Consider the following 22,884-nt stretch of genomic DNA (forward strand, 5'->3'; position numbering starts at 1 on the left):
TCTTATTGTACCTTAATGCTACTTAATGTATCTTATTGTATCTAAAATCATATTTTTGACTTCTTCATAGAAAATCAATTTTATCTGTCCTAAATCTTTGACAATGGTCAAATTTAATACCGTTTTTTTTTTCAAAATTCTTGGCAATTTCAAGTGCTTTTTCATTGATTTCATTCACAGATTTTTTTCTCCCATCAGAAATCCATAAGAGCAGTTCCGATTTAGAAAAATGTAATCGATTGCCTTTTTTGAAACATGGGATTTCACGTAGGGACACTTTAGAATACAGGGTAGGTAAGGATAGCTTAAGAATTTTACATGCTTCTTTAGCACCAATAAAATCATTTTGTGATGATTCCGCAATTGGAAGTGTAAGTAAGCATGTCTCTATATTTTGTAATCTTAACTCAATATTTGCTAAAACGTTAAGTACTTCTTCAAATGAATCTGTTTTCATGTTTTTTTTATAAAAATAAATGGGTGTACTTATCTAGTACCCCATCATGTTTTTTGAAACCTAAATTTTCCTGTAGTTTCCTTTTGCTTTAGCCTATATTTTAAGGGGCTGAATTAACTACGATGTTTTGTCCGATATTAAATGTATTTAGCTTGATTTTTTCTGAAGCTTCCTTTTTAAGACTGTCAACAATCTTTGCATATATTTCTGTTGTTTTAATGCTTTTATGACCAAGTAATTTTGATACCGTATAGATAGAGGTTCCAGCAGCTAATTGTAGCGTAGCAAAGGTATGTCTGAATCCGTGAAAGGTGAAATGCTTTTCAATCTTAGCACTAAGGAGCCATTTCTTCAATTCTTTTACAGTGTGATCATACTTCAGGCCATTAAAGACTTTCTCATCAGGATGACAAGGACTTCCGAGTAATTGAATCGTTTGATCTGAAACTGGAAAATACTCTGCTTTTTCAGTTTTCTCCTGGTTATAAAGAATATAATAGTTACCAGGACTTCCATGAATTTCTTTCCAGAGCAGTGTGGATACATCGGAGTAACGAAACCCTGTCATAGCTGAGAATAATCCCGCTTTCTTTACAATTGGATTATCACAAGGAGCATCTGCCATTCTTTCCAATTCCTCCATGAATAAAAACGGACGATGTGTTTCTTGCGGTGCTAAGCTCTCAACAATATCACCTAAGTTAATTGGTAGAAAACGTTTTTTAAAAGCTGATTTAAGTGTTAAAATAAATCTACCAAAATAAGCTACAGCTGTATTTTTTCCGATTTTTCGCTTTGCCCTTCCAATGCTTGGAGAAGAAAGTAAGTAGTCAGCAAATTCTTCCGCTACTGTTTCACTTAGTTCAGTAAAAGGAAGCTGTTCACCAAAACAAGCTTTAAAGTATCTGACAGACATAATCCAGTTATAGCAACCTTTTCTCTTAGCAGCTTCTTCTTCAAAGAAATCTATAAAATTAGACTTCATTTTTGAATCAGAAACAAAATCAAATCGCCTGTTTTGTAAGTCAATCTGTCGTTGAGCTCTTATATATTCAGCAAGTGCCATTGTTTCCTGATTATAGTTTTTCTCTACCTCGGTTTTCGGACGTCTGTATATATGAAGCTCTAAATAATGTTTCCTCTTCATTTTACCAGTATCAGGATTATAAATGGGAGGATATATATCTAAGTATAAAGATTGTTTACCATTTGAGATATTCTTCTTTCTTAATTTTACTTGTGACATGTTGTAAGTTTTAACGGTTAATATGAAATATTTAGATCACCTCATCATTCAGAGGTGTTCTGAATAGCCAAAGTTTGCTTTTAAATGCCTATAGTGAGGCTTGAATATTTTAGCCGCAATATTGATCTGATTGAATTTTGTTCAGGATCGGTTGAATTAAGCTTTTGGGAACATATACGAATTTACCCTTCTGAAATTTTGGAATTTCATGACGCCGGATCAAGCTTTGTAAACTAGTTTCCGATAAGTTGTATTCAGACTGGATATGGCCTATCGTAAAACAGTCCTTTAAAGGCGTTTCTTTAATCGACTTATGAATTGTAACTTCCTGTATTAAAGTCTTTATTGGCTGGGGTGCTTCAAATAGAGCATCTATATCTTTCTTTAAAATCCTTGTTTTTCTTTGAGAAAGATTAATTGAAGGGAGCCTTTTGGACTTCACCATGAAATAAATTGTCCGACAGTCGCATTTTAAGAGTACTGCAGCTTCTTTAACTGTTAAATAGTCTAATGTTTTTAAAGCAAAGTATGAATTGGGATCCGCTTTAGGTTTTATTGATTGTTTTTGTATGGCGAGCTGTTTCTCACTTGATTTGATCTTCTGATCTTTAACTTTTACTTTATACGCTTTTTTAGCGCAGGTTTCCCCACAATATTTAGTGACCGTGGTTCTAGCAATAAATTCTTGCCCGCAGTGCTGGCAGATTTTTTTGATTCTAATATTTGAACTCATAATATTTATTTTAGAGGAGTTCAAACTTCACTTTAGATGCAATAAGGTACGTTAAGATACATTAAGGTACAATAAGATACACTAAGCGAAGTAATTTCTCCTTCGTTTCAAAAAATAAATAATTATCAGTTTGGGGGACAACTGGGGGACAAGAAATAACAAAACAAACCAAAATAACAATAACTAGTACAAAACTAAAAGTATTATAATTATTTAATTATCAGATATTTGGTTTGTTTGAGTTTGTTTTACTTTTTGTATTTACTTGCCTATACAAAACTTAGAAAAAATATTCCCCAGCACTTCATCATTCGTAACCTCTCCGGAGATCTCTCCTAAATGTTCCAATGCATTACGAAGTTCATACGCCAATAGCTCTGTGGAAATCCGGAAAGTGATTGCTTCATTTACTTTGTGTACTGCACTCAAAGATTTGTGTAACGATTCGAAGTGACGCTGGTTGGTGATCACCACATTATTTTCGAGGGATTTCAATTGTTCAACATAGGATGACAATTCATTTTTCAGGTCCTGGATATTCTGATTCTCTACTGCTGAGATTTTGATGAAATCAAATTCGTGGTCGATTTCCTTTCTGAAAACATTTTCCACATTCTCATATTTTGTAGGTATAACCTCATCAATTTTAGTGGCACAAATAATCAGCTTTAGATCTTCTCTTATCAAAGACCGGATCATTTCAATATCTTCTGTGAAATCTTCTGTAGCGGCGTCTGCCAGATAAACGAGAATATTGGCATTTTCAACTTTCTCTTTGGCTTTTTTAACGCCTATTGCTTCAATTTCGTCCGCTGTTTCACGCAATCCTGCGGTATCGATCAGGCGGAATGCATGTCCTTTAATATGTAAAACCTCCTCGATCGTATCTCTGGTGGTTCCTGCAATACTGCTGACAATCGCTCTTTCTTCTTTCAGGAGGGCATTCAATAATGTGGATTTACCTGCATTCGGCTTACCAATGATAGCAACAGCAGTCCCGTTTTTAATTGCATTACCGTATTGAAAGCTTTCAATAAGTGAATTTAATTTTAATTCAATTTTGCTTAAGAGCTGATTGAGGGCTGACCGGTCTGCAAATTCCACATCTTCTTCTGCGAAATCCAATTCCAGCTCGATCAATGAAACGAAATTCAGCAAATCAGTTCTAAGAATTGATATCTCGTTGGTAATTCCTCCCTTTAGCTGGTTGATGGCTACTTTCCGGGATGCTTCATTCTCAGAAGCGATGACATCTGCAATAGCTTCTGCCTGGGAAAGATCGATTCTTCCGTTGATAAAAGCACGAAGTGTAAATTCTCCCGCCTTTGCCATTCTTGCTCCGTTTTTGGTAAGGGTTTCAAGAATACGTTTTCCAATATGCGGAGATCCGTGGAATGCTATTTCCACAGAGTTTTCAGTTGTAAAACTTTTGGGTGCCAGGAAAATAGATAACATCACCTCATCAATAGCCTCTTCCCCATCCATAAAATACCCGTAATGAATGGTATGCGATTTTTGCTTCCCAAGATTTTTCCCGGGAAAAGACTTCTGTACCACAGATAAAGCATCGTTACCCGAAACTCTGATAATGCCTAAAGCTCCTACTCCATTGGCCGTAGCCAACGCACAAATGGTATCGTTATTCATGCTGCAAATTTACGTTTTTTAATGGAAATCTTTATGCTAAATGCTTATACGGATTGTCTATAATAACGATTTGAAACCACGGCCATAAACAGTAAAGATTTTATTTGTTTTTGGATTTAAAAATATGATCCAGATGTTTAACATAGGAAAGCTGCATGGTAATGGCAGTAAGACTTAGCTCTTCTTTTTTTACGGGATAGACGGTTTTATTGTTAATGAGGATCGCAAAAGAAATACCCCAGTTATTTTTATGATAATTTCCGGCAATCCGGGCAAATGCAGTAGGATATACTTCAACCCTGCCTTTTTTCAATGATTTCAGAGCATTCCCAAAATTAGCCCCTGCCTGAATAGTTCCTGTCATCATCCAACGCTCACTCATGACCCAGGAATAAGCATATCCTCCATTAATTCCCAATTGAAAATTTTCTAATCCGTACGTTCCTTCAGAGCCGCTTCTTTCCATTCCCTTCAACTGATAATAATAACCACCGCCTCCTACCAGCCAGCTTCCGGCAGAATGCCGCTGTATTTCGTCCAGATCAAAAGCAGCCTTGGATGAGAAGCGTTTCCCATTAAAAAGGTAGGTCGCTTCCATACCGATCTGCTTCACCGACATTTGCTGATAGATATCCGGATTCTGGTCTTTATCTTTCTCCACATAAAATCCCCTGTAGTCCTGGAAGAATATATCGAATATCATCTTCCTGCCATAGTGATGGATCTGGAAATCACGCGTTTTCGTTTTTCCGTATTTCTTTTTATCCGTTAAAGGAATAAAACCATATCCCAGCTGAATTCCCACGATCGTATTTTTAATCGCGAATCCAACACCTGTATTCAAAGGGTAATTGGGAGTATAATGCCTATCCGTATCGTCTACCTCTAAAGAACTGGTAGAAAGATATCCGGATATCCTGTATTTCTGTGGATAGGACTTGATGTACGATGAATCGATCTCCTGGGCATGGATATATGAAACGGAAAAAATAGCTGTTAATCCGGTTAAAAACTTCTTAAGACGCATACATTAAATGATTCCATTATATTCTACTGTTTTTGCTATCATTTTTCTTTAATGGACAGCAATTTAAGTATAATTTTCAGTTTTTAACCTATCAGAATCATTTAAGCTTTATTATGAATATTTAATATACATCCTACTTTTGCCTTTGTCCTGCCTTTTGTATTTTTTTCAGCCATTGGACACGCTGCTTTTCATCAGAGGTCTTGATGATTCCGACATAGCTCACTTTGTGTGCCGTCTTTCCTTTCAAAAGTTGATCCCACCACAGCGAATTTTCTCTGTATTTAAAAGCCATACCCGGAAGAAAAAGCCGATCAATGAACCCTTTTGTAATAGCTGGCAGACCTCCCCACCAGACAGGATGAATCCAAACCAGATGATCCGCCCATTGTATCGCCTCCCATGCTTTCAACAGATCCGGTTCCAGTTCCATTCTTTTCTGATAACCGAATGTAAGATTAGGATTAAACTCCAGATCTGAAATAACAATTTCTTTAATTGCTGCTCCGGAATTAACAGCTCCTTTTTTATAAGCACTTGAAAGTGCAAAACAAAATGAACTCTTGTGAGGATGCCCGTTGATAATTACTATTTTTTTCATCCGATTGTTTGTATATGGATACTTTCGTAAGCATTTAATGAGCTCATTAAATCATGGGGTTCATGCAGCTGGTGACTAAAGTAAATCCTGTTATCATGTTTTTCACTTCCAAGCAATTTTTCAGCATGGAGAACAGCAGATAATGCCGTTAATTCTGCCTGGCCGTTTGTACTTTTCAGGCTGATTGTTTTATTATCCGTATGGCCTGAGATTACGATATCGAAAACAGATTGATCTCCCTTTCCGCTTGATCCAAAGATCATCCTGCGTTCTTTCAACGATAAAATACTGAAGATCCTCATAGATTGAAAAGCGCCCAGCAGCCAGGTAACAAATTTTGAGTTATAGGTCATTTTAACCGTTACATCCGGTATTTTCTCAATTTTATTTAAAATATATAAATCCGGCACGTCAAAATTGTAGGCAGTTCTTTTCCCTATTCCAAAGGAATACTCAAACAATTCGGAGTTTAAGAAATGTTTGACAGAAAAAGGTTGATTATTTTTATACATAAAGAAAGGTTTAGCCACATTTTCAGCCATAAAATGGGCTGAACTCTCTCCGGCAAGATCTTTTATAGAGTAATAAACGAAAAGCTGCACCTTGTTTATCTGGCCCGGCAATGTATTGGTTAATCCACTGACTATACCTCCCATCCAGCCTGAACTAAAAACAATCCTGCTGTTGATCTTTTGTTTTTTCGCCAGTTCATAGGCATTCATAAGGTCCGGTGTAGGTTTGGTAATATCCAGGTAATCAATTTTATTTTCTATGGCAAACCGGAGAATATAATCCTCCTTGTCATTCACGGAAAGAATGATCAAATGGATCTGATGATCCAGAATCGTTTGAAAAGTATCGGGTTTGGTAACATCCACCAATAAATCATTTGCGGATTTTCCTGTTCTTCGGCCTCCTATAAAAACTTGATGGTGAGGATTTCTCGATTTGAAAATACGGGCAATGGTTTTCCCTACTGTTCCATTCCCGCCGATAATTAAAATATTTGACTGCATCTCTGATTTTTTTGACAAAACTAGAGAGCTGGAGGATCATTTAACAGGACAAATGTCTAAAAAGAAATTTCTTTTCGGATACGGCTTAAATGTCTTTGTGTAATTCCAAGATAAGAAGATAAATATTGAAGAGGAATATCCTGGATATAATTAGGATAGTTCTTCAGCAGAGAAAGATACCTTTGTTTAGCATTATCCCTTTGCAGTTCAAAAAAACGTTTTTCCAGCTCCAGGTACTCCTGTTCAGCAATCATTTTTAGGAATAAGACCCATTTCGGATTCCCGTTAACTAATTTTTCTATCTTCTCTTTTTTCAAAACTAAAAGATGAGCTTCTGAAATAGCCTGCATACTTTCAACGCCCGGATTTCCCGAAATAAATGAAGAATAAGAAGCGATCCACACATTAGGAAACCTGAAGCAGTATGTATTATCTTTTCCCTCACTTGAAGTATAATAAGACCTGAAAATACCGGATTCTATAAAAGCTATTTCCTTGCATTGATCTCCCTCATGAACAAAATAATCATTTTTATTGAGTCTTCTCACTTCAAAAAGCTGCAAAATGCCTTCAATTTCAAGCTCGGTAAATAAATTAAAGCTTCGAAAATATTCCTGTATCATTTTTGATTATCTGGTCATTACAATTACAGCTCAAAGGTAATGAAAACCTGATTATTCCTATACTCAACAAAAAAAATCATCTCATGACTGAGATGATTTACCGTTTAAATTTATTAAATGTATATATGAAGATATGAAAATGGTGTCTCTTTTTGTTATTTCAAAGATAGTTTCCATCATTTCGAAAATCATCAGGGGAATCCCTAGAAATATATCCGTAAAAATACGGTGGTGTAATTCAGATATTATTTTATATTTCCGGAAAACCCTTGAAAAGCAAAATTGATACATGGGAAATATCCGGCCATTGACGGGTTATTTGGCTACGATTGCTGTTGGCGGAAGGATTTTTAAATCTCAACGGGCATAAAAAAATCATCTCAGGAACGAGATGATTCAACTGTTTGTGTTCTGAAAATATATAAAATGAAGTGGTGTCTGGTTTTAATTGATACAAAAATAGACGGGATGGCATTTCTAATTTTCAGGGTAATCCCTAGAAATGCACCCGTAAAAATACGGAGAAGCTTTTTGAGATTACTGACAGGATTTACAACGGGAGGTAATAAGACCGGGATAAATAATTATAAAAAAGCCCCGTAAATAATATTCACAGGGCTTTTCAGTTGATCTAACAATTTTTAAAGCGGGCTTACCAATTGTAAAAACCACTCTTTAACGTCACCTTCTAAATAAGGAGACAGTTTCTGTTCACATGTGCTGTGATATTGATTAAGCCATTCAATCTCTTTTTCAGAAAGAATTTCTTTTACGATCGTATCTTTGAAGAAAGGACAGAATGTAAGGGTTTCAAAATCATAGAAAGTTCCTGATCCCGTCTTTTCAGCTTCTTTTACTGCAATAAGGTTTTCGTGACGGATTCCGTACTCTCCTTCCAGATAATATCCCGGTTCATTAGAGCAAACCATCCCCGGAAGAAGTTCCTGCGGATTAAGGTCCTTTCTGATATTTTGCGGTCCTTCGTGTACATTCATAAAACTTCCAACCCCATGTCCGGTTCCATGATTAAAATCTTTTCCCTCCATCCATAGCGGAAGTCTTGCAATGGCATCCAGCTGTACGCCTTTAGTTCCCTTTGGAAACTTTACCATGGATAAACGGATCATTCCCTGTAGTACTAAAGTTGAATTTCTCTTAAATTCCTCAGAAACATTTCCTAAGGCAAAAGTTCTTGTAATATCAGTTGTTCCTTCAAGGTACTGACCTCCGGAATCAACCAGGATACTGGCATCATTCGTTACTTCTTTACTCCCTTCACTTTTTGCAGAATAGTGCATGATGGCTCCATTATCTTTGTACCCGACAATGCTTCCGAAACTTTCTCCAACAAAATTTTCTCCTTCTGCACGGAACCCTAGGAGTTTTTCACCGATAGAATATTCTGTCATTGCTTCTTTTCCTGCGTTATGAGTGAGCCAGTAAAGGAATTTCACCATTGCGACTCCATCTCTTACCATCACCTTTCTGAAACCTTCCAGTTCGGTTTCATTTTTCTGAGCCTTCATTAAATTACCCGGAACAGGAGCTTTTACAAACTGATTATCTGCTTTTAATGTTTCAAAAATAGACTGGTTGCTGTTTGGAGATACCAGGATTTTTTCGTTCTTAACTGTTGTAAGGTAGTTATAAAACTCTTCATAAGGCATCATTTTTACGAAAGAATCGTCCAGTTGTTTTCTCGCTTCTACCTCCAATTTTTCAAGATCGGTAAACAGGATCGCATCATTTTTTGTAATGATGATATAGCCTAAAAATACCGGATTGCTTTGTACATCACTTCCTCTCAGATTAAGCGTCCATGCTACGTCATCAAGGCTGGAAATGATATGATAGGTAACTTCCTGTTCTTCCATTTTCTGACGGATGGCGGAAAGCTTATCAGTCACGGATTTTCCGGATCTTTCTACCGGTTGAGTATAAATCGGATTTTTTGAAGGTGTTCCCCTGTCCTTCCATACTTCCTTCAGTAAAGGAGCGTCTGCAAGAACGATATTTTTATTTTTTAATTTTTGAGAAAGGAGTTCCCAATTGGCGTTGGATGTGGCTACTGCATTAACAGCTACTTTCCCGCCAGCAGGAATTTCGGAAATAATCCAGTCGATATAATTAGGCGTCCCTTCAATTCCATCTTTAAAAAGATCAATCCCCGAGTCCTGAAGTTCTATTGCAGCCTGGGTAAAATACCGTCCGTCCGTCCAAAGTCCGGCTTTGTTTTGGGTAACCACCACAAAACCTGCTGACCCGAGAAATCCTGAGAGCCATGCTCTCTCCTGCCATTCTTCCGGTAAATATTCACTCATATGCGGATCTGCAGAATATACTATAAATGCATCAACATTATTTTTCTGCATTTCTTCACGAAGCGCAGCTACTTTTTCCCTTGAAGTCATTTTTTAATTTTTTAAAACCGAAAGTTACAAAAAATTTGAGCTTCCGGATTCAAATTATTAACCGTTTTTTCCCGAATTAAAGGTTATTTTTTATTTTTTCACTGATCATAAAACTGAGAGATTCTCATTCGTTTGACATAAAAGTTCAATGTCCCGTCTACATCTGAATGATTCACAGCTAAAAAAATTTATGTAAGAAAAAAAGAATTTAATGAATACATAAAAAATAAATCATTTAAGCCAAAAACAAATACTTTAAAGCATGAAAACAACAATTATTATTAAAAATATTCTATTTTGGAAAGATTCTTGCTACATCATATCCTATGGGAAAGCAGAATTATAAAAACCACAGAAAATTTTATCCTCCACATCACTTCATTTATCTTCCTCTGCTGTTTATATTGGAATGCGTAGGAATTTATAATATCTGGAATGATGGTGAGAACAAACTTACCTGGATCCTATTTTCTATAATCATTTTTCTGATTCTCTATTTAGCCATTATGCTGCGGCAGCACTATGCACTCGGCAATCAAAACCGTATTGTAAGATTTGAATTCAGACAACGGTACTTTGAAATTTTTAATAAAAGATCCGATGAGGCTTATGAAAAATTAAGTTTCGACCAGATCGCCGCTTTGAGGTTTGCTGATGACGATGAATTTAAAGAGCTTTTGTATAAGGCTCTGAATGAAAATATTTCCGGAGATCAGATCAAGAAGTCTATCAAAAACTGGAGACCTGATCACCATAGAATTTAAATCAAACACTAAAAAAATCAATATGAAAAAATTACCCTTATACAGTATTGCAATATTCAGTTTATTGTTACTAACAAGTTGTGAAGCCGTCGAGACTATCTTTAAGGCTGGAATGTGGTGGGGAATTTTGCTCGTTGTAGCGGTTGTCGTTATTCTATTATTAATTTTTTCGAAGGGTAAAAACTCTTAACCATGCTTTATTATGGATAATGACGACTTTGAATTGATCTCCCACCTTAAACCTTCTAAGATTGTTAAGATCATGAAAGATCCGGTGGCTTCTGCAAAGGCAGTAAATCTTATTTACACCTCCGATACAGAAACCGCCGGAATTATTCGTAAAAGAAGGGGAAAAAAGTATTCGTACTTTAAAGACGGTGAACGCATTAAAGACAAAGATGAGATCACCAGGATCAATAAACTGGTAATTCCTCCTGCATGGGAAAATGTTTGGATCTGTGCCTTGGACAATGGACATCTGCAGGCTACAGGATTTGATATTAAGAAACGAAAACAGTATAAATACCATTCTTTATGGAGTGCCTTAAGAAATCACACCAAATTTTACAGGATGCTTCAGTTTGGATATGCCCTACCTGAAATCCGCCTGCATGTGGAAAAAGATCTGGCACTGAGAAATTTTGAAAAAAGAAAAATCCTGGCTCTGATCGTAAGCCTTATGCAACGTACGAACATCAGGATTGGTAATAACGCGTATGAGAAACTATATGGCTCATTCGGTTTAACCACCTTAAAAGATAAACACGTAAAGATCAACGGACAGAAAATGACCTTTTCTTTCAAAGGAAAAAAAGGGGTGATGCACAATGTCGATCTGAAAAGTAAAAGGCTGGCAAGACTTGTTCAGAAATGTAAAGATATTCCGGGGAAAGAGCTTTTCCAGTATTATGATGATGAGGGCAACAGACATTCCATTGATTCCGGAATGGTGAATGATTATATTAAAGAGATCAGCGGCGAAGATTTTACGGCTAAGGACTTCAGAACCTGGTCGGGGACCGTCAGTGCTTTAATCGCATTCAAAGAAATCGGCTATGCGGAAAGCAATACGGAATACAAAAGAAAAGTAAAGGAGGCATTGGATATTGTAGCTTCACACCTGGGCAACACCAGCACGGTGTGCAGAAAATACTATGTTCATCCGCTGGTGATCAACCTTTACGAAAATAATACGATTAAAAAATACCTTGACGAGCTGGAAGACATTGAAGTAAATGATGGCAAGGCAGATTTAACACAAGAAGAAAAATTAGTGCTGAAAATTCTTGAGAACGAAAAAATGTAATCCGCTATTGAGAAACAGAAGTACTCGGCGGGTAATCATACTCTTTAATTTCAATAACGGACTCTTTTTCATCATATAGAACATCCAGATTACTTTCTAAGAAGGTGATCAGGCTTTCCATGCATTTCTGATTTGTTTGGGAATTTACTACAAACGGGCGATGACCAAAAGTGACTGCAATCTCTTCAGTTTTCCTGAGAATCTGATAAGTCCCTTTTACGATGCTTTTACAGTCTTTCTGATTGATATTCATTTGGAAATTCTTAGCATCAACAAAGTATAAAACATCAGGCTTCATCTTATCTTTATCCAACAGGATGTGAGAATTATCAAGATCCTTTAAATCAAAATTCCATTTTGACTTTTTAAGAACATTATTCAGAAGTTCGTCTGTTGAAGATGAACTGCCAGACTGTTTTACATTTTTCTTGGTATGCTGAGCAAAAACGACCTGGGAAAAGCATAAAACGATAAAGAATATTATTTTCATAAGTTACTGTTTTAAAACACATTAAATATACTTATTCTTTCTAGTATACAGGTTTATCTTTTTGTAAAAACTGAATTCGATCATAGGATTCTGCATTATTTCAAACTGGTATAAGCTGTGTCCGGGCAATATTAATTAATATTCAAATGAGATACAGATCCTTCACTCATTATAAAATCGAAACAAAAACACCACAAAACGATTTATTTTCGCTGGTAAAATACCGTATTTATTATAGAGTATATGAATGTAAAGGATAATTTATAAAAACTATGGTTTATTTTTTCTTTGTCTGAATTATCGTAAATTTGTAGTACAGACTTAATTAAAACAATTAAAATATATGTCAAAAGCAATTTCGCAAGTTCCACTTGCAGTAAATGAGCCTGTAAACTCTTATGTACCAGGTTCAGCTGAAGTAAAAAGCCTTATTGCCACATACAAAAAAATGTGGGCTGAAAAGATAGAAATCCCAATGGTCATCAATGGAAAGGAAGTAAAAACCGACGAGAAGGTTCAGCTTCAGTCTCCACAGGATCATGCTCACGATTTTGGATTTTACTACAAAGGAACAATGCAACATGTGGATGATGCGATCAATGCTGCATTAGCTGCAAAAAAAGAATGGAACGAGCTTGGATGGGAGCAGCGTGCTGCAATCTTCTTAAAGGCTGCTGATCTGTTGGCAGGACCATACAGAGACGTGATCAATGCAGCAACCATGATCGGACAATCTAAAAATGTACACCAGGCTGAAATTGACTCAGCTTGTGAATTCATAGATTTCTTAAGATTCAATGTTGAATTTATGACGGAAATGTATTCTGAGCAGCCTATCTCTGATAGTGGGATCTGGAACCGTGTAGAGTACAGACCATTAGAAGGATTCTGCTTTGCAGTAACTCCGTTCAACTTTACTGCAATCTCAGGAAACCTTCCTACCTGTATGGCTATGCTTGGAAACGTAGTGGTTTGGAAACCTTCAGATAAGCAGGTGTATTCTGCAAAAGTAATCATGGATGTATTAACGGAGGCAGGTCTTCCTGCAGGGGTAATCAACATGATCTTTACAGACGGTAAAGAAACTGCTGAGAAAGTATTGGCACACCGTGATTTTGCAGGACTTCATTTTACAGGTTCTACAAAAGTTTTCCAGGGAATGTGGAAAATGATCGGAGATAATATCCATAACTACAGAACCTATCCAAGAATCGTTGGAGAAACTGGAGGTAAAGACTTTGTTATCGCTCACCCATCTGCTAACGTTGAAGCAGTAGCTACAGCTTTAGTAAGAGGAGCTTTCGAATACCAGGGACAGAAATGTTCTGCGGCTTCAAGAGCATATATTCCAAAATCTCTTTGGGCAGATGTAAAAAAAGTAATGGAAGCTCAGATGAGCACAATTAAGATCGGTTCTCCGGAAGATCCTTCAAACTTTGTCAATGCTGTTATCGATAAAAATTCTTTCGAAAAATGTAAAGGATACATCGAGAGAGCTCAAAACTCTAATGAAGCCAATGTAGTGATCGGAGGAAAATGTGATGATTCAAAAGGATGGTTTGTAAATCCAACCGTTATTGAAACTACAAATCCTCAATACGAAAGTATGGTTGAAGAAATCTTTGGCCCTATCTTAAGTATCTATGTTTACGAAGATAAAGACTGGAAAGAAACTTTACAGCTGGTGGATTCTTCATCTCCATATTCATTAACAGGTTCTGTTTTTGCTCAAGACCGTTATGCGGTAAATGAAGCTTTCAAAGCTTTAGAAAATGCTTCAGGTAACTTCTACATCAATGATAAACCAACAGGAGCTGTAGTAGGACAACAGCCTTTCGGAGGAGGTAGAGCTTCAGGAACCAATGATAAAGCAGGTTCTAAAATGAATCTTCTGAGATGGACTTCCGTAAGAAGTATCAAAGAAACTTTTGTTTCTCCTAAAGATTACAAATATCCATATTTAGGATAAAAAAATGAGTAATCATTAATATATAAAAAATGCCCGAAAGTTTTACTTCCGGGCATTTTTTGTATGATATATTTTAAAACTTCATCACATCTTTTACCACTCCGTTCTTTTGGGTATGTGGCAATAGTTCAGATTCAATAAAGGTCTTGATCTTTTCTTCAGCACCATTATTCGGAAATAACAGATGAACATTTGCTCCCGCGTCCAAAGTAAAAAATAAAGGTAACCCCGTCTCCTTTCTGAAATCCCATATTTTATTGATGACTTCCAGAGTTCCTGTTTTCATCAAGATAAATGCAGGATCGCTCATCATCATCATTGCATGAAGGGTAAGGGCCTCATGTTCAACCAATGTAATAAACCTTTCCATATCCCCGTTTTTAAGAATCTCTTTCATCGGAATAAAGTTTTCTCTTGCTTCCTGAAATCTTCTTTCTGCATAAGGATTTGTATTCATCAAACCATGACCTACTGTAGAAGAAACACTTTTCTGTCCTTCATGGATCAGCAGGACCCAGTCATTAAAATCTTTGAAAATAGCATGAATATCTTCATCCGGGTATCGGACTGCAAACAAATCGGAACTTCCCTCAACCACATCAGAACTTCCCCATACGACCAATCCGTTATATAGACTTCTGCATGCACTTCCACTTCCCAGTCTGGCCAGAAATGACGCTTTCCCTAAAGATTCTTCTTCCGATCCTTTCCCTGAAAAAAGTTCATCGAGCGCCATAAGACATTTTGCAATGGCTCCAAAACCCGAAGCCGAGCTTGCAATCCCTGAACTGTGCGGAAAAGTATTTTCTGTTTTAATAATATACCTTCCTCTTAAAATCCAAGGTAAGTACTGTTCTATATTTTTAAAATATTTTTCTATTTTTTCTCCGAATTTTACCTCTTCATTTCCTGACAGAAAAGTTTGAACTGAAAAGGGCTGATCCGCTAAGAACTCTAATATTGTATTTGTTTTACAATGGTTAAGGGTATAGCTGATACTTGGGTTGGCTGGAATCTGATCTGCATATTTCCCCCAATATTTAATCAAAGCAATATTTGACGGACAGCTTTCCGAAACCGTTTGTGAAGTAACTGTATAATTTTCTTTTCCTAGAAATTCCTGTGTTGTCATAATTTAATTCAAAATGATGAAGCCTGATTTATTCCCTACGAAAAAGTTCTAAGATCAATTTGAGTATTAAAACTTCATAGGATCAAATTTCATCTAGTACATTTTTTCAATAATATCCTCGTATTTCTTTAAAACCACATTCCTTTTAATTTTCAATGTCGGAGTAATTTCACCGGTATTGATATCGAATTCAGACGGCATTAAAGTAAACTTTTTCACTTTCTCAAAGTCCGCAAGCGGCTCCTGTAATTCTTTAATTTTATCTTTATAGAGACTGATAATTTCTTCTCTTTTTACAATGTCCTCCCAGCTGGTAAAAGGAATATTGTTTTTCTTGATATAATCTTCCAAAAATTCGAAGTTTGGAACAATTAAAGCGGAGACAAACTGTCTTCCCTCAGCAATTAATATAATCTGCTGGATATAATTGTTATTGGTCAGAAGATTTTCAATTTGCTGCGGGGCAATATATTTTCCGTTTGAGGTTTTCATCAGATCCTTGATTCTGTCGGTAATGATCAGATTTCCTTTATCATCAATCTTTCCGGCATCTCCTGTTTTGAACCATCCATCTGATGTAAATACAGCTCTGGTTTCATCCGGTTTATTGTAATACCCTTTCATAATTCCGTTTCCTGTTGCCTGGATCTCATCATTTTCCCCAATGCGGATCTGAACACCTGGTAAAGGTCTTCCGCTTGTTGCGTGCTCAAAATGCGTTAAAGGAAACAGCGTCAGAGTAGCAGTCGTTTCAGTAAGCCCGTAACCAACCGTTACATGAATTCCTACAGACTCAAAAAAGCGTGTTACTTCCGGAGAAAGCGAGGCTCCTCCACAAGGTAAAAACCATAGTCTGCCACCCATCTTCTCTTTGATTTTACTAAAAACAAGCATATTGGCAATAGATTCTTTTATTTTAAGTCCTAATGGTGCAGGCTGATCATTTCTCCTTAATTCGGCAGTCTGCTTACCGGTTTCCAAAGCCCAGTTAAAGATCTTTTTCTTTAGTGAAGAGCTTTCTGTCACCATATCATTCACTCCCGCATAGATCTTCTGAAAAAACCTTGGGACCGCACACATCATAGTCGGCTTTACTTCAATCAAGGCTTTTGCTATATTTTTCGGATCCTCCAGAAAATATACTCTGGCGCCGCCATATAATGAGAGTAAGCTCCAGCTTCTTTCAAAAACATGACTCAACGGCAAAAAGGCTAATGACAATTCCTCTTCAAAGTTTTTAAACCTGAAAAACTCAAAATGGGCATCAAAAGCTTTTATAAAATTCCCGTGGGTAAGCATAACTCCTTTGGGCGTTCCCGTTGTTCCCGAAGTGTAGATCAGTGTGGCAACATCTTCATATTCTTTTTTACAGAACTCCGGCTTTGCAGTAGCTTTCGCAATAAAATCTTCCAGATAAGAGGCATCTTCTTTTTTAATCCACACCGACTTTTTAGAAACCACAATACCCTGAAGGCTACTGCTCTCTTTTTTTAGAAGTTCAAAACATGCATCATATTGAGCCTGATTCCCTACTAAAACAATTTTAGACTGAGAATCATTGATGATGTATTCTGCCTGCTCAGCATTATTGGTAGAATAAATAGGAACTGTAACAGCTCCGATTGACAGGGAGGCAAGATCAAAGACCATCCATTCTGCAGAATTATCGGAATAAATAGCGACCCTGTCACCCTCCTGAATTCCCACCTCTTTGAGTGCATTTGCTGTTTTAAAGATCATCTCACTGAATTTCTTCCAGCTCAACTCTTTCCAAACCTCTTTCGTTTTAAAACCAATCGCTGACTTTAACGGGTGTTTTTCTATATTTTTACTGATAATAGCCTCTGCAAGATTCATTTATTTATTCCCCTTTTTGTCGTTAATATAATTATTGAGATGAAAATCAATACTTTCCTCAATAGGAATGAACTGATAATTCAGCTTTTGCTTAATTTTTTCGTTGGAAATGGTATTAAAGGATGTGATGGATTCAATATTAGATTTTGTAACCAGCTTTAATTGTGGAATCAGCCACCCAAAAAGGATATTGGCTATTCTTCCCGCATTAAGTTCTGCTTTAGACAATATTCTGGCATTTTTCAATCCCAGTTTTTTACGAATATAATTCCCTGTTTCGGCATATCGTTTATTCTCCGAGACCAGAATAAAGCGTTCTCCAAAAATATTATTTTCCATCAGCTCTACAGAAATCCGGGCAACATCCCGGACATCCACGTAAGACGATCCCCCGGAAAAGGTAAAATTATTTTTTTCAAAAGTCGAAAAAAGTTCACCACTGCTTTGGTTCCAGTTTCCACTTCCTATGATAATTGCAGGATTGATGATGATGGTTTTCAGGCCCTCGGCTGAAGCTCTCCATACTTCCATTTCAGATAAATGTTTTGAAATGGCATAGGCAGGATGGTCAACCTTCGGATTAAAATCAGATTCTTCGTCAAGTTCCCCTTTTTCATTATAACCGTCCAAAACAGCCACAGAACTCACATGAAGAAATTTAGTAACAGACGAACCTTCACAAGCAAATAAAAGATTTTCTGTACCCTTGATATTCGTATGGTACATTTCTTTCTCATCTTGTGGATGAAAGCTTACTTTTGCAGCACAATGATACACTTCTTCTACGCCTTTCAGGGCATCTTCTAAAGAGTTCATATCATCAAAATCTACATCTACCCATTCAATTTTATTAAAAAAATCATCAGAGTTTTCTGTATAAAACTGATATGAATGCTTTACTTCGTTTAAATTACTTGTTCTCCTTTTGGCAGCGCGTACTTTTTTTCCTCTTTTTAAAAGTTCCAAAATAATTACACGACCCAAAATTCCGGTTGCTCCCGTTACAAAAACCATCAATTATATTCCTACTTGGTTGTTGACTAAATTATAATAATATTTTTGATTCAGCAATTCTTCAATGTATTGAAAAATCATGTAAAATCATATATGCAAATTTGCGATTTTTAAAGGACAATTTTACTTTAGTTTGTTATTTAATTACACTCAAACATAATAAGATCATTGAAAAATACTCTTTTTCAGGTTTTGGTTAAAGCCAAGTGTTTGATTAAAATGATAAAAACGGGCTAAAGCCCGTTTTTTATATAATGAATTAACATGTGATGACAAATTAATAAATAGTGGTTACATATAATAATCATATTCTAAGCTAAGACCATATTATTTCTTCGTGGTGCTTTATCACATAAAAGATCAGCAATGCTCTTCGAAATAAGATTTTCTTCCGTAAGATTATCCAGCCAGAAAAATTCTCCGGCACCATTAATTTCAATAAAATAATATTCATCTTCAGGAGAAACAATGATATCCATTGCTCCATAATCAACATTATATACATCCAGAAGCTCTAAAACTTTAGCTTCAATATCTTTGGGAAGATCTGTTCTTACCCATTTATCGATCAGGTTTACACCATCCTTTCTCCAGTCTACTTTTGCATCTTCAAACTGTTGCGAATCAATTTCGAACGCATATACATCCTGCCCTACTGCGGTTACTCTTAGCTCTCTTTTCTTTTCAATTTTCTTTTGGAATTGCATAGGGCAATACAACAGCGAATCCAGATCATCCAGCTTGTCCTCTTTAATCACGTTGGTAAATACAACACTTTCCACCCCATCTTCATAAATAGCAAAACCCGACTGCATCTTTCCGATAACATTCTGATGTTTCAGGATAAAATTTCTGGCTTCTTCAGGATTATTGGTAATACAGGTTTCCGGAATTTTAAATCCTATCTTATCCGCAATTTTTAACTGCTCCTCTTTACTGTCTAATCTTCTGTAAACACTTGGCTTACCCAGAGCATACACATCTATGGATTCTAAAAATCCAAAAAGGGTTGTTCGTATTTCACCCATCGCAGCACCATAGAATTTGGCATCTAACTCTTCCTTTAGCCCATCGCCCATATTGTAAGCTCTTCTGTACCACACCGCAGCAATATCATCTAAACGATGTTTAGCATCCGGAGTTTCGAGAATACTGATCCATTTTCCATCTTGGAAAGTAGTCGACAGTTTATTTTGTAAGGGATATAAATCGACATCAAAGCGGATGACCTCAAAGTTATTTTTAATAATATACTCCGTTACTTTTTGTATTGAAAAATTGTCCCCGGTATGGGTGATGATTAAAATTTTGTTATTCATTGGTTTTCATTCTTTTGATAAGGTTATCGGCAATTCTTTCCGCAATGGGAAAGTTAAGTTCTTTTTGTAACATTCCCCACTCTCCTTGTGGATTAACTTCAAGAAAATAGTAATTTTCATCTCTTCCTTTGATCATATCGATCGCTCCCATGTAGAGCCCCATTTCTTTCATCATTGAGGTAAGAGAAGACTTAATATCTTCCGGCAATTCGTAAGCTGACCAAATATAATTCCCTTGATTAACACGCCAATCGGCATGTTCACTATTATTAATTTTACCCGTAAAAAACTCACCATCAACATACATGATCCTTAGTTCATATTCTTTTTCTATATACGGCTGAAAAATCATAGGACAATACGCAATATCTGCCAGTGATTCTAAATTATCTTCTCTTATAATCGTTGTGGATAGCATATTTTCACCTCCCATAGATTTGGCAATAACTCCATGCAGCTTTGCCACAGCTTTCCCATTACAATATGTATGAAAGAAGGCTGTAATCTCTTCTTCATCGTTTGAGAAAAGTGTTTTCGGTATCGTTAATTTATTTTTTTTAGCAATTTTCAGTTGATATAATTTGTTTCCATCCGTTTTCTTTTCAGCTTCAAAAGGATTGATCCAGGGAACATCTTCAAGAGCCGTGTAGAGATTATAACGAAGATTTCCATATTCATTGATGAAAATTTTCACATAGTCATCATCAAGCTCTTCAGGAATACTGATACGCCATCCTTTTCTATGCCACACTGCCTTGATATCGCTGGAACGGAACGTATTTCCAAACTCGTCAGTCAATTCAAACGAATGGTAAGTAATACTAATTTTCTGAAGGTAATTCAGGTGGTCTGAATTTAACCTGAAGTAGGGAATATTTTTAGAAGTAAGATATTCAAAGAAAATATCTATAGTATAAAAGTCATTGGAGTGCGTGATACAAAGAATCATTTTTTGCTTTTTATTAAAAAAGGAAACTTAGAGTGTAAGTTTCCTTTCTTATGATTGTTATGTTTTATTTTTCTTTAAAACAATTCACTATAATGGCACTGTTGGTGAATCATCATCTCCATCTGATGGATATTTCAATGTATGAGCCATATCCAAAGTTGGCTTAGTAACAACATCTCTTTCAGGAATTGTGATATCTGGTCCACCTCCTGTTACAGATTGAGGATCTTTCAGTTGTTTTTCAAGGAATGCTGCGAAAAATGGTTTTTTCTTTGAACTCTTGTTTTTCATAATGTTTTAATTTGGTTTAACTTAGTATTTTGTTGAAATTATTAAAAAATGATCGATTGATACAAATGGATCTGATCTATAATTCTATATGATCTAAAGGTCCACCCTCATCACTATCAGAAGGATATTTCAAGGTTACATTATCATTTCTTACCGTGGTAACATTGTCAACCAAAACGGAAGTGATATTATCCTTGGAAGGAATCGTAATATTGTCTGAATTAGGTGAAGTAATAATTTCCCCACCTCCGGTTACTTTCTCAGGCTCTTGAATTTGCTTCTCCAAAAAAGAAGCAAAGAATGGTTTTTTTAGTTTTTTTGGTTTCATAAGTAAATATTTTTAACTTTTTTGATAAATCTAAAGTACAAAATTTCCCTTATGCAAAAAAATATATCACTCTTTTAAGAAAATTTTAACAATACAACAAACAGAGAATCAAATCAATCCAAACCCAAAAAATTCTTTACTACATGACTAAACTCTGTAGGGTTGTCAGCCTGTACCCAATGAGCTGCATTTTTAACAACGACAATTTTAGCCTTAGGAAACTGTTGTTTAATGGCAAATTCATCCTGTGGGAGAATATAATTGGATTTTTCCCCGGAAATAAATAAAGTTTCACCCTCAAACACTCCAAATTTTATTGCATTGGATACAAACTCATTATATTTTTCGGATAAAGTCTTAAGGTTAAACCTCCAGTTTAGTTTTTTGTTATCGTCCCAATATAAGTTCTTTGTTAAAAACTGAATGGTCGATTTCTCAGGAATATACTGACTAAGAACTGCTTCCACCTCATTTCTCGAGCCTACGTTATTGAAATCCACCGTTTCCAATGCTTTAATAATTCCCTGATGGTGCGGAGGATATGCTTTTGGAGAAATGTCAACTACAATAAGCTTTTCTACCTTTTCCGGATACCTTATCGCAAATTGCATTACTGCTTTTCCGCCTAAAGAATGTCCCAGAACATGAGCTTTCTCTATTCCGTAATGATCCATATAATGCGCAATATCATCAGCCAGATCATCATGTGACATACTCTCCGAATGAAAACTTCTTCCATGATTTCTGAGGTCCAGTAAATGAACAGGAAGATATTCCCCTAAATCTTTTCCAAAGCTTCCCCAGTTGTCAAGCATTCCGAACAATCCGTGAAAGACCAATAAAGGAGTAGACGATTTATCCTCGCCAAATATTTTTGAATGTAAAATTTCCATAATTTTTATATTAGATATTAGGTGGTAATTGCAATGTGAAATGATGAATATTCTATTAATTCCCAAAACACAGGAAATCTTACCACTTAGCCAATCTCTTCAAATAAGCCTGAATCGTATTTTCCATACCCATATACAAAGCTTCCGAAACTAATGCATGTCCTATGGAAACTTCCAGCAAATTTGGTATCGTATCCGCAAAGTATTTTAAATTATCAAGACTAAGATCATGCCCCGCGTTAACTCCCAGGCCGAATTCGCCGGCAGCTAAAGCCGTTTCAAGATATGGCTTTATTGCCTGTTCTTTATTCGCGACATAATCCTTTGCATAAGCTTCCGTATACAATTCTATCCTGTCAGTTCCGGTTTTTGCAGCGTATTCTACTAATCCAGGATTAGGATCAAGAAAGATTGAAGTACGGATTCCTGCATTTTTAAATTCGGCAATAACATCAGTAAGAAAATCTAAGTGTTTTTTTGTATCCCAGCCGGCATTAGAAGTAATGGCATCATCTGCATCAGGAACCAATGTTACCTGCTCGGGTTTCACTTCAAGGACCATATCGATGAAGGCACGGTGTGGATTCCCTTCAATATTGAACTCCGTAGTTACCAAAGGTTTCAGATCATAAACATCTTTTCTGGTAATGTGTCTTTCATCAGGTCGAGGATGGATGGTAATCCCCTGTCCTCCGAATTCCTGAATTTTAATTGCAGCTTCTGTTACACTTGGCAATTCGCCTCCTCTTGCATTTCTTAAAGTTGCAATTTTATTAATGTTTACACTTAGTTTTGTCATTTTTATAAGTAG

The 22,884-nt window shown here is 36.1% G+C and carries 23 protein-coding genes; 4 read left to right on the top strand and 19 right to left on the bottom strand.

Features of this window, described 5'->3' with window-relative positions:
• Positions 1–64 precede the first annotated feature (64 nt).
• From AC0INN_RS14055 to AC0INN_RS14090, 8 genes are all read right to left on the bottom strand, one after another.
• Positions 65–457: a helix-turn-helix domain-containing protein gene (locus tag AC0INN_RS14055; RefSeq protein WP_306613749.1), complete on the bottom strand. Its 393-nt coding sequence runs from the start codon at positions 455–457 to the stop codon at positions 65–67.
• 100 nt (positions 458–557) lie between these two features.
• Positions 558–1,703: a site-specific integrase gene (locus tag AC0INN_RS14060; RefSeq protein WP_306613751.1), complete on the bottom strand. Its 1,146-nt coding sequence runs from the start codon at positions 1,701–1,703 to the stop codon at positions 558–560.
• 109 nt (positions 1,704–1,812) lie between these two features.
• On the bottom strand, positions 1,813–2,436 hold the full coding sequence (locus AC0INN_RS14065; RefSeq protein WP_306613752.1) for a helix-turn-helix domain-containing protein: 624 nt from the start codon (positions 2,434–2,436) through the stop codon (positions 1,813–1,815).
• A gap of 261 nt (positions 2,437–2,697) precedes the next feature.
• Positions 2,698–4,083, bottom strand: coding sequence for a tRNA uridine-5-carboxymethylaminomethyl(34) synthesis GTPase MnmE (mnmE, locus tag AC0INN_RS14070; RefSeq protein ID WP_172279482.1), 1,386 nt, complete (start codon positions 4,081–4,083; stop codon positions 2,698–2,700).
• 100 nt (positions 4,084–4,183) lie between these two features.
• The gene (locus AC0INN_RS14075) at positions 4,184–5,110 is read right to left on the bottom strand and encodes a DUF4421 family protein (RefSeq protein WP_306613754.1); all 927 of its coding nucleotides are present in this window, start codon (positions 5,108–5,110) and stop codon (positions 4,184–4,186) included.
• 133 nt (positions 5,111–5,243) lie between these two features.
• Entirely contained in the window at positions 5,244–5,711 is a 468-nt protein-coding gene (locus tag AC0INN_RS14080; protein WP_306613756.1) for an NAD(P)H-dependent oxidoreductase, read from the bottom strand.
• Positions 5,708–6,727: a saccharopine dehydrogenase family protein gene (locus AC0INN_RS14085; RefSeq protein WP_306613758.1), complete on the bottom strand. Its 1,020-nt coding sequence runs from the start codon at positions 6,725–6,727 to the stop codon at positions 5,708–5,710. Before AC0INN_RS14085 ends, AC0INN_RS14080 begins: the two co-directional genes overlap by 4 nt.
• 56 nt (positions 6,728–6,783) lie before the next feature.
• Positions 6,784–7,350: a Crp/Fnr family transcriptional regulator gene (locus AC0INN_RS14090; protein WP_306613760.1), complete on the bottom strand. Its 567-nt coding sequence runs from the start codon at positions 7,348–7,350 to the stop codon at positions 6,784–6,786.
• A 426-nt stretch (positions 7,351–7,776) separates the two neighbouring features.
• Between AC0INN_RS14090 and AC0INN_RS14095 the strand changes: the two genes are divergently transcribed.
• The gene (locus AC0INN_RS14095) at positions 7,777–7,953 is read left to right on the top strand and encodes a hypothetical protein (protein ID WP_306613761.1); all 177 of its coding nucleotides are present in this window, start codon (positions 7,777–7,779) and stop codon (positions 7,951–7,953) included.
• Between the two features lie 38 nt (positions 7,954–7,991).
• Here the strand turns inward: AC0INN_RS14095 and AC0INN_RS14100 are convergent, their stop codons facing one another.
• On the bottom strand, positions 7,992–9,761 hold the full coding sequence (locus tag AC0INN_RS14100) for an aminopeptidase P family protein (RefSeq protein WP_172279494.1): 1,770 nt from the start codon (positions 9,759–9,761) through the stop codon (positions 7,992–7,994).
• A 326-nt stretch (positions 9,762–10,087) separates the two neighbouring features.
• Between AC0INN_RS14100 and AC0INN_RS14105 the strand changes: the two genes are divergently transcribed.
• Complete coding sequence (locus tag AC0INN_RS14105) at positions 10,088–10,525, top strand: DUF6526 family protein (protein ID WP_273648622.1); 438 nt, start codon at positions 10,088–10,090, stop codon at positions 10,523–10,525.
• A 202-nt stretch (positions 10,526–10,727) separates the two neighbouring features.
• Positions 10,728–11,831, top strand: a complete 1,104-nt coding sequence (locus AC0INN_RS14110; protein ID WP_172279495.1) for a DNA topoisomerase IB — start codon at positions 10,728–10,730, stop codon at positions 11,829–11,831.
• 4 nt (positions 11,832–11,835) lie between these two features.
• Here the strand turns inward: AC0INN_RS14110 and AC0INN_RS14115 are convergent, their stop codons facing one another.
• On the bottom strand, positions 11,836–12,321 hold the full coding sequence (locus AC0INN_RS14115; protein ID WP_273648624.1) for a hypothetical protein: 486 nt from the start codon (positions 12,319–12,321) through the stop codon (positions 11,836–11,838).
• Positions 12,322–12,664: 343 nt separating this feature from the next.
• On the opposite strand from AC0INN_RS14115, the gene pruA reads away from it, so the two are divergent.
• Positions 12,665–14,290 (top strand): L-glutamate gamma-semialdehyde dehydrogenase, encoded by a 1,626-nt coding sequence (gene pruA, locus AC0INN_RS14120; protein WP_172279497.1) that lies wholly within the window; start codon positions 12,665–12,667, stop codon positions 14,288–14,290.
• Between the two features lie 73 nt (positions 14,291–14,363).
• Here the strand turns inward: pruA and AC0INN_RS14125 are convergent, their stop codons facing one another.
• The 9 genes from AC0INN_RS14125 to AC0INN_RS14165 form a co-directional block, all read right to left on the bottom strand.
• Positions 14,364–15,422 carry a diphosphomevalonate decarboxylase gene (locus AC0INN_RS14125; RefSeq protein WP_273648625.1) on the bottom strand — a complete coding sequence of 353 codons (1,059 nt, stop codon included), beginning with the start codon at positions 15,420–15,422 and terminating at the stop codon, positions 14,364–14,366.
• Between the two features lie 93 nt (positions 15,423–15,515).
• Positions 15,516–17,279 carry an AMP-dependent synthetase/ligase gene (locus AC0INN_RS14130; protein WP_273648626.1) on the bottom strand — a complete coding sequence of 588 codons (1,764 nt, stop codon included), beginning with the start codon at positions 17,277–17,279 and terminating at the stop codon, positions 15,516–15,518.
• A complete protein-coding gene (locus AC0INN_RS14135; protein WP_273648627.1) occupies positions 17,280–18,293 on the bottom strand; it encodes an NAD-dependent epimerase/dehydratase family protein in 1,014 nt (337 codons plus the stop codon).
• Positions 18,294–18,604: 311 nt separating this feature from the next.
• Positions 18,605–19,612 (bottom strand): MvdC/MvdD family ATP grasp protein, encoded by a 1,008-nt coding sequence (locus tag AC0INN_RS14140; RefSeq protein WP_273648628.1) that lies wholly within the window; start codon positions 19,610–19,612, stop codon positions 18,605–18,607.
• On the bottom strand, positions 19,605–20,561 hold the full coding sequence (locus AC0INN_RS14145; protein ID WP_273648629.1) for an MvdC/MvdD family ATP grasp protein: 957 nt from the start codon (positions 20,559–20,561) through the stop codon (positions 19,605–19,607). The genes AC0INN_RS14140 and AC0INN_RS14145 overlap by 8 nt, the downstream gene beginning before the upstream one ends.
• Positions 20,562–20,648: 87 nt before the next feature.
• Positions 20,649–20,852, bottom strand: a complete 204-nt coding sequence (locus tag AC0INN_RS14150) for a microviridin/marinostatin family tricyclic proteinase inhibitor (protein WP_273648630.1) — start codon at positions 20,850–20,852, stop codon at positions 20,649–20,651.
• A gap of 76 nt (positions 20,853–20,928) precedes the next feature.
• Positions 20,929–21,180, bottom strand: a complete 252-nt coding sequence (locus AC0INN_RS14155; protein ID WP_306613767.1) for a microviridin/marinostatin family tricyclic proteinase inhibitor — start codon at positions 21,178–21,180, stop codon at positions 20,929–20,931.
• A 113-nt stretch (positions 21,181–21,293) separates the two neighbouring features.
• Positions 21,294–22,073 (bottom strand): alpha/beta fold hydrolase, encoded by a 780-nt coding sequence (locus AC0INN_RS14160; RefSeq protein WP_273648631.1) that lies wholly within the window; start codon positions 22,071–22,073, stop codon positions 21,294–21,296.
• Between the two features lie 79 nt (positions 22,074–22,152).
• Positions 22,153–22,872: a pyridoxine 5'-phosphate synthase gene (locus AC0INN_RS14165; RefSeq protein ID WP_172279506.1), complete on the bottom strand. Its 720-nt coding sequence runs from the start codon at positions 22,870–22,872 to the stop codon at positions 22,153–22,155.
• Positions 22,873–22,884: the final 12 nt, after the last annotated feature.

The sequence above is a fragment of the Chryseobacterium subflavum genome (assembly GCF_055762745.1).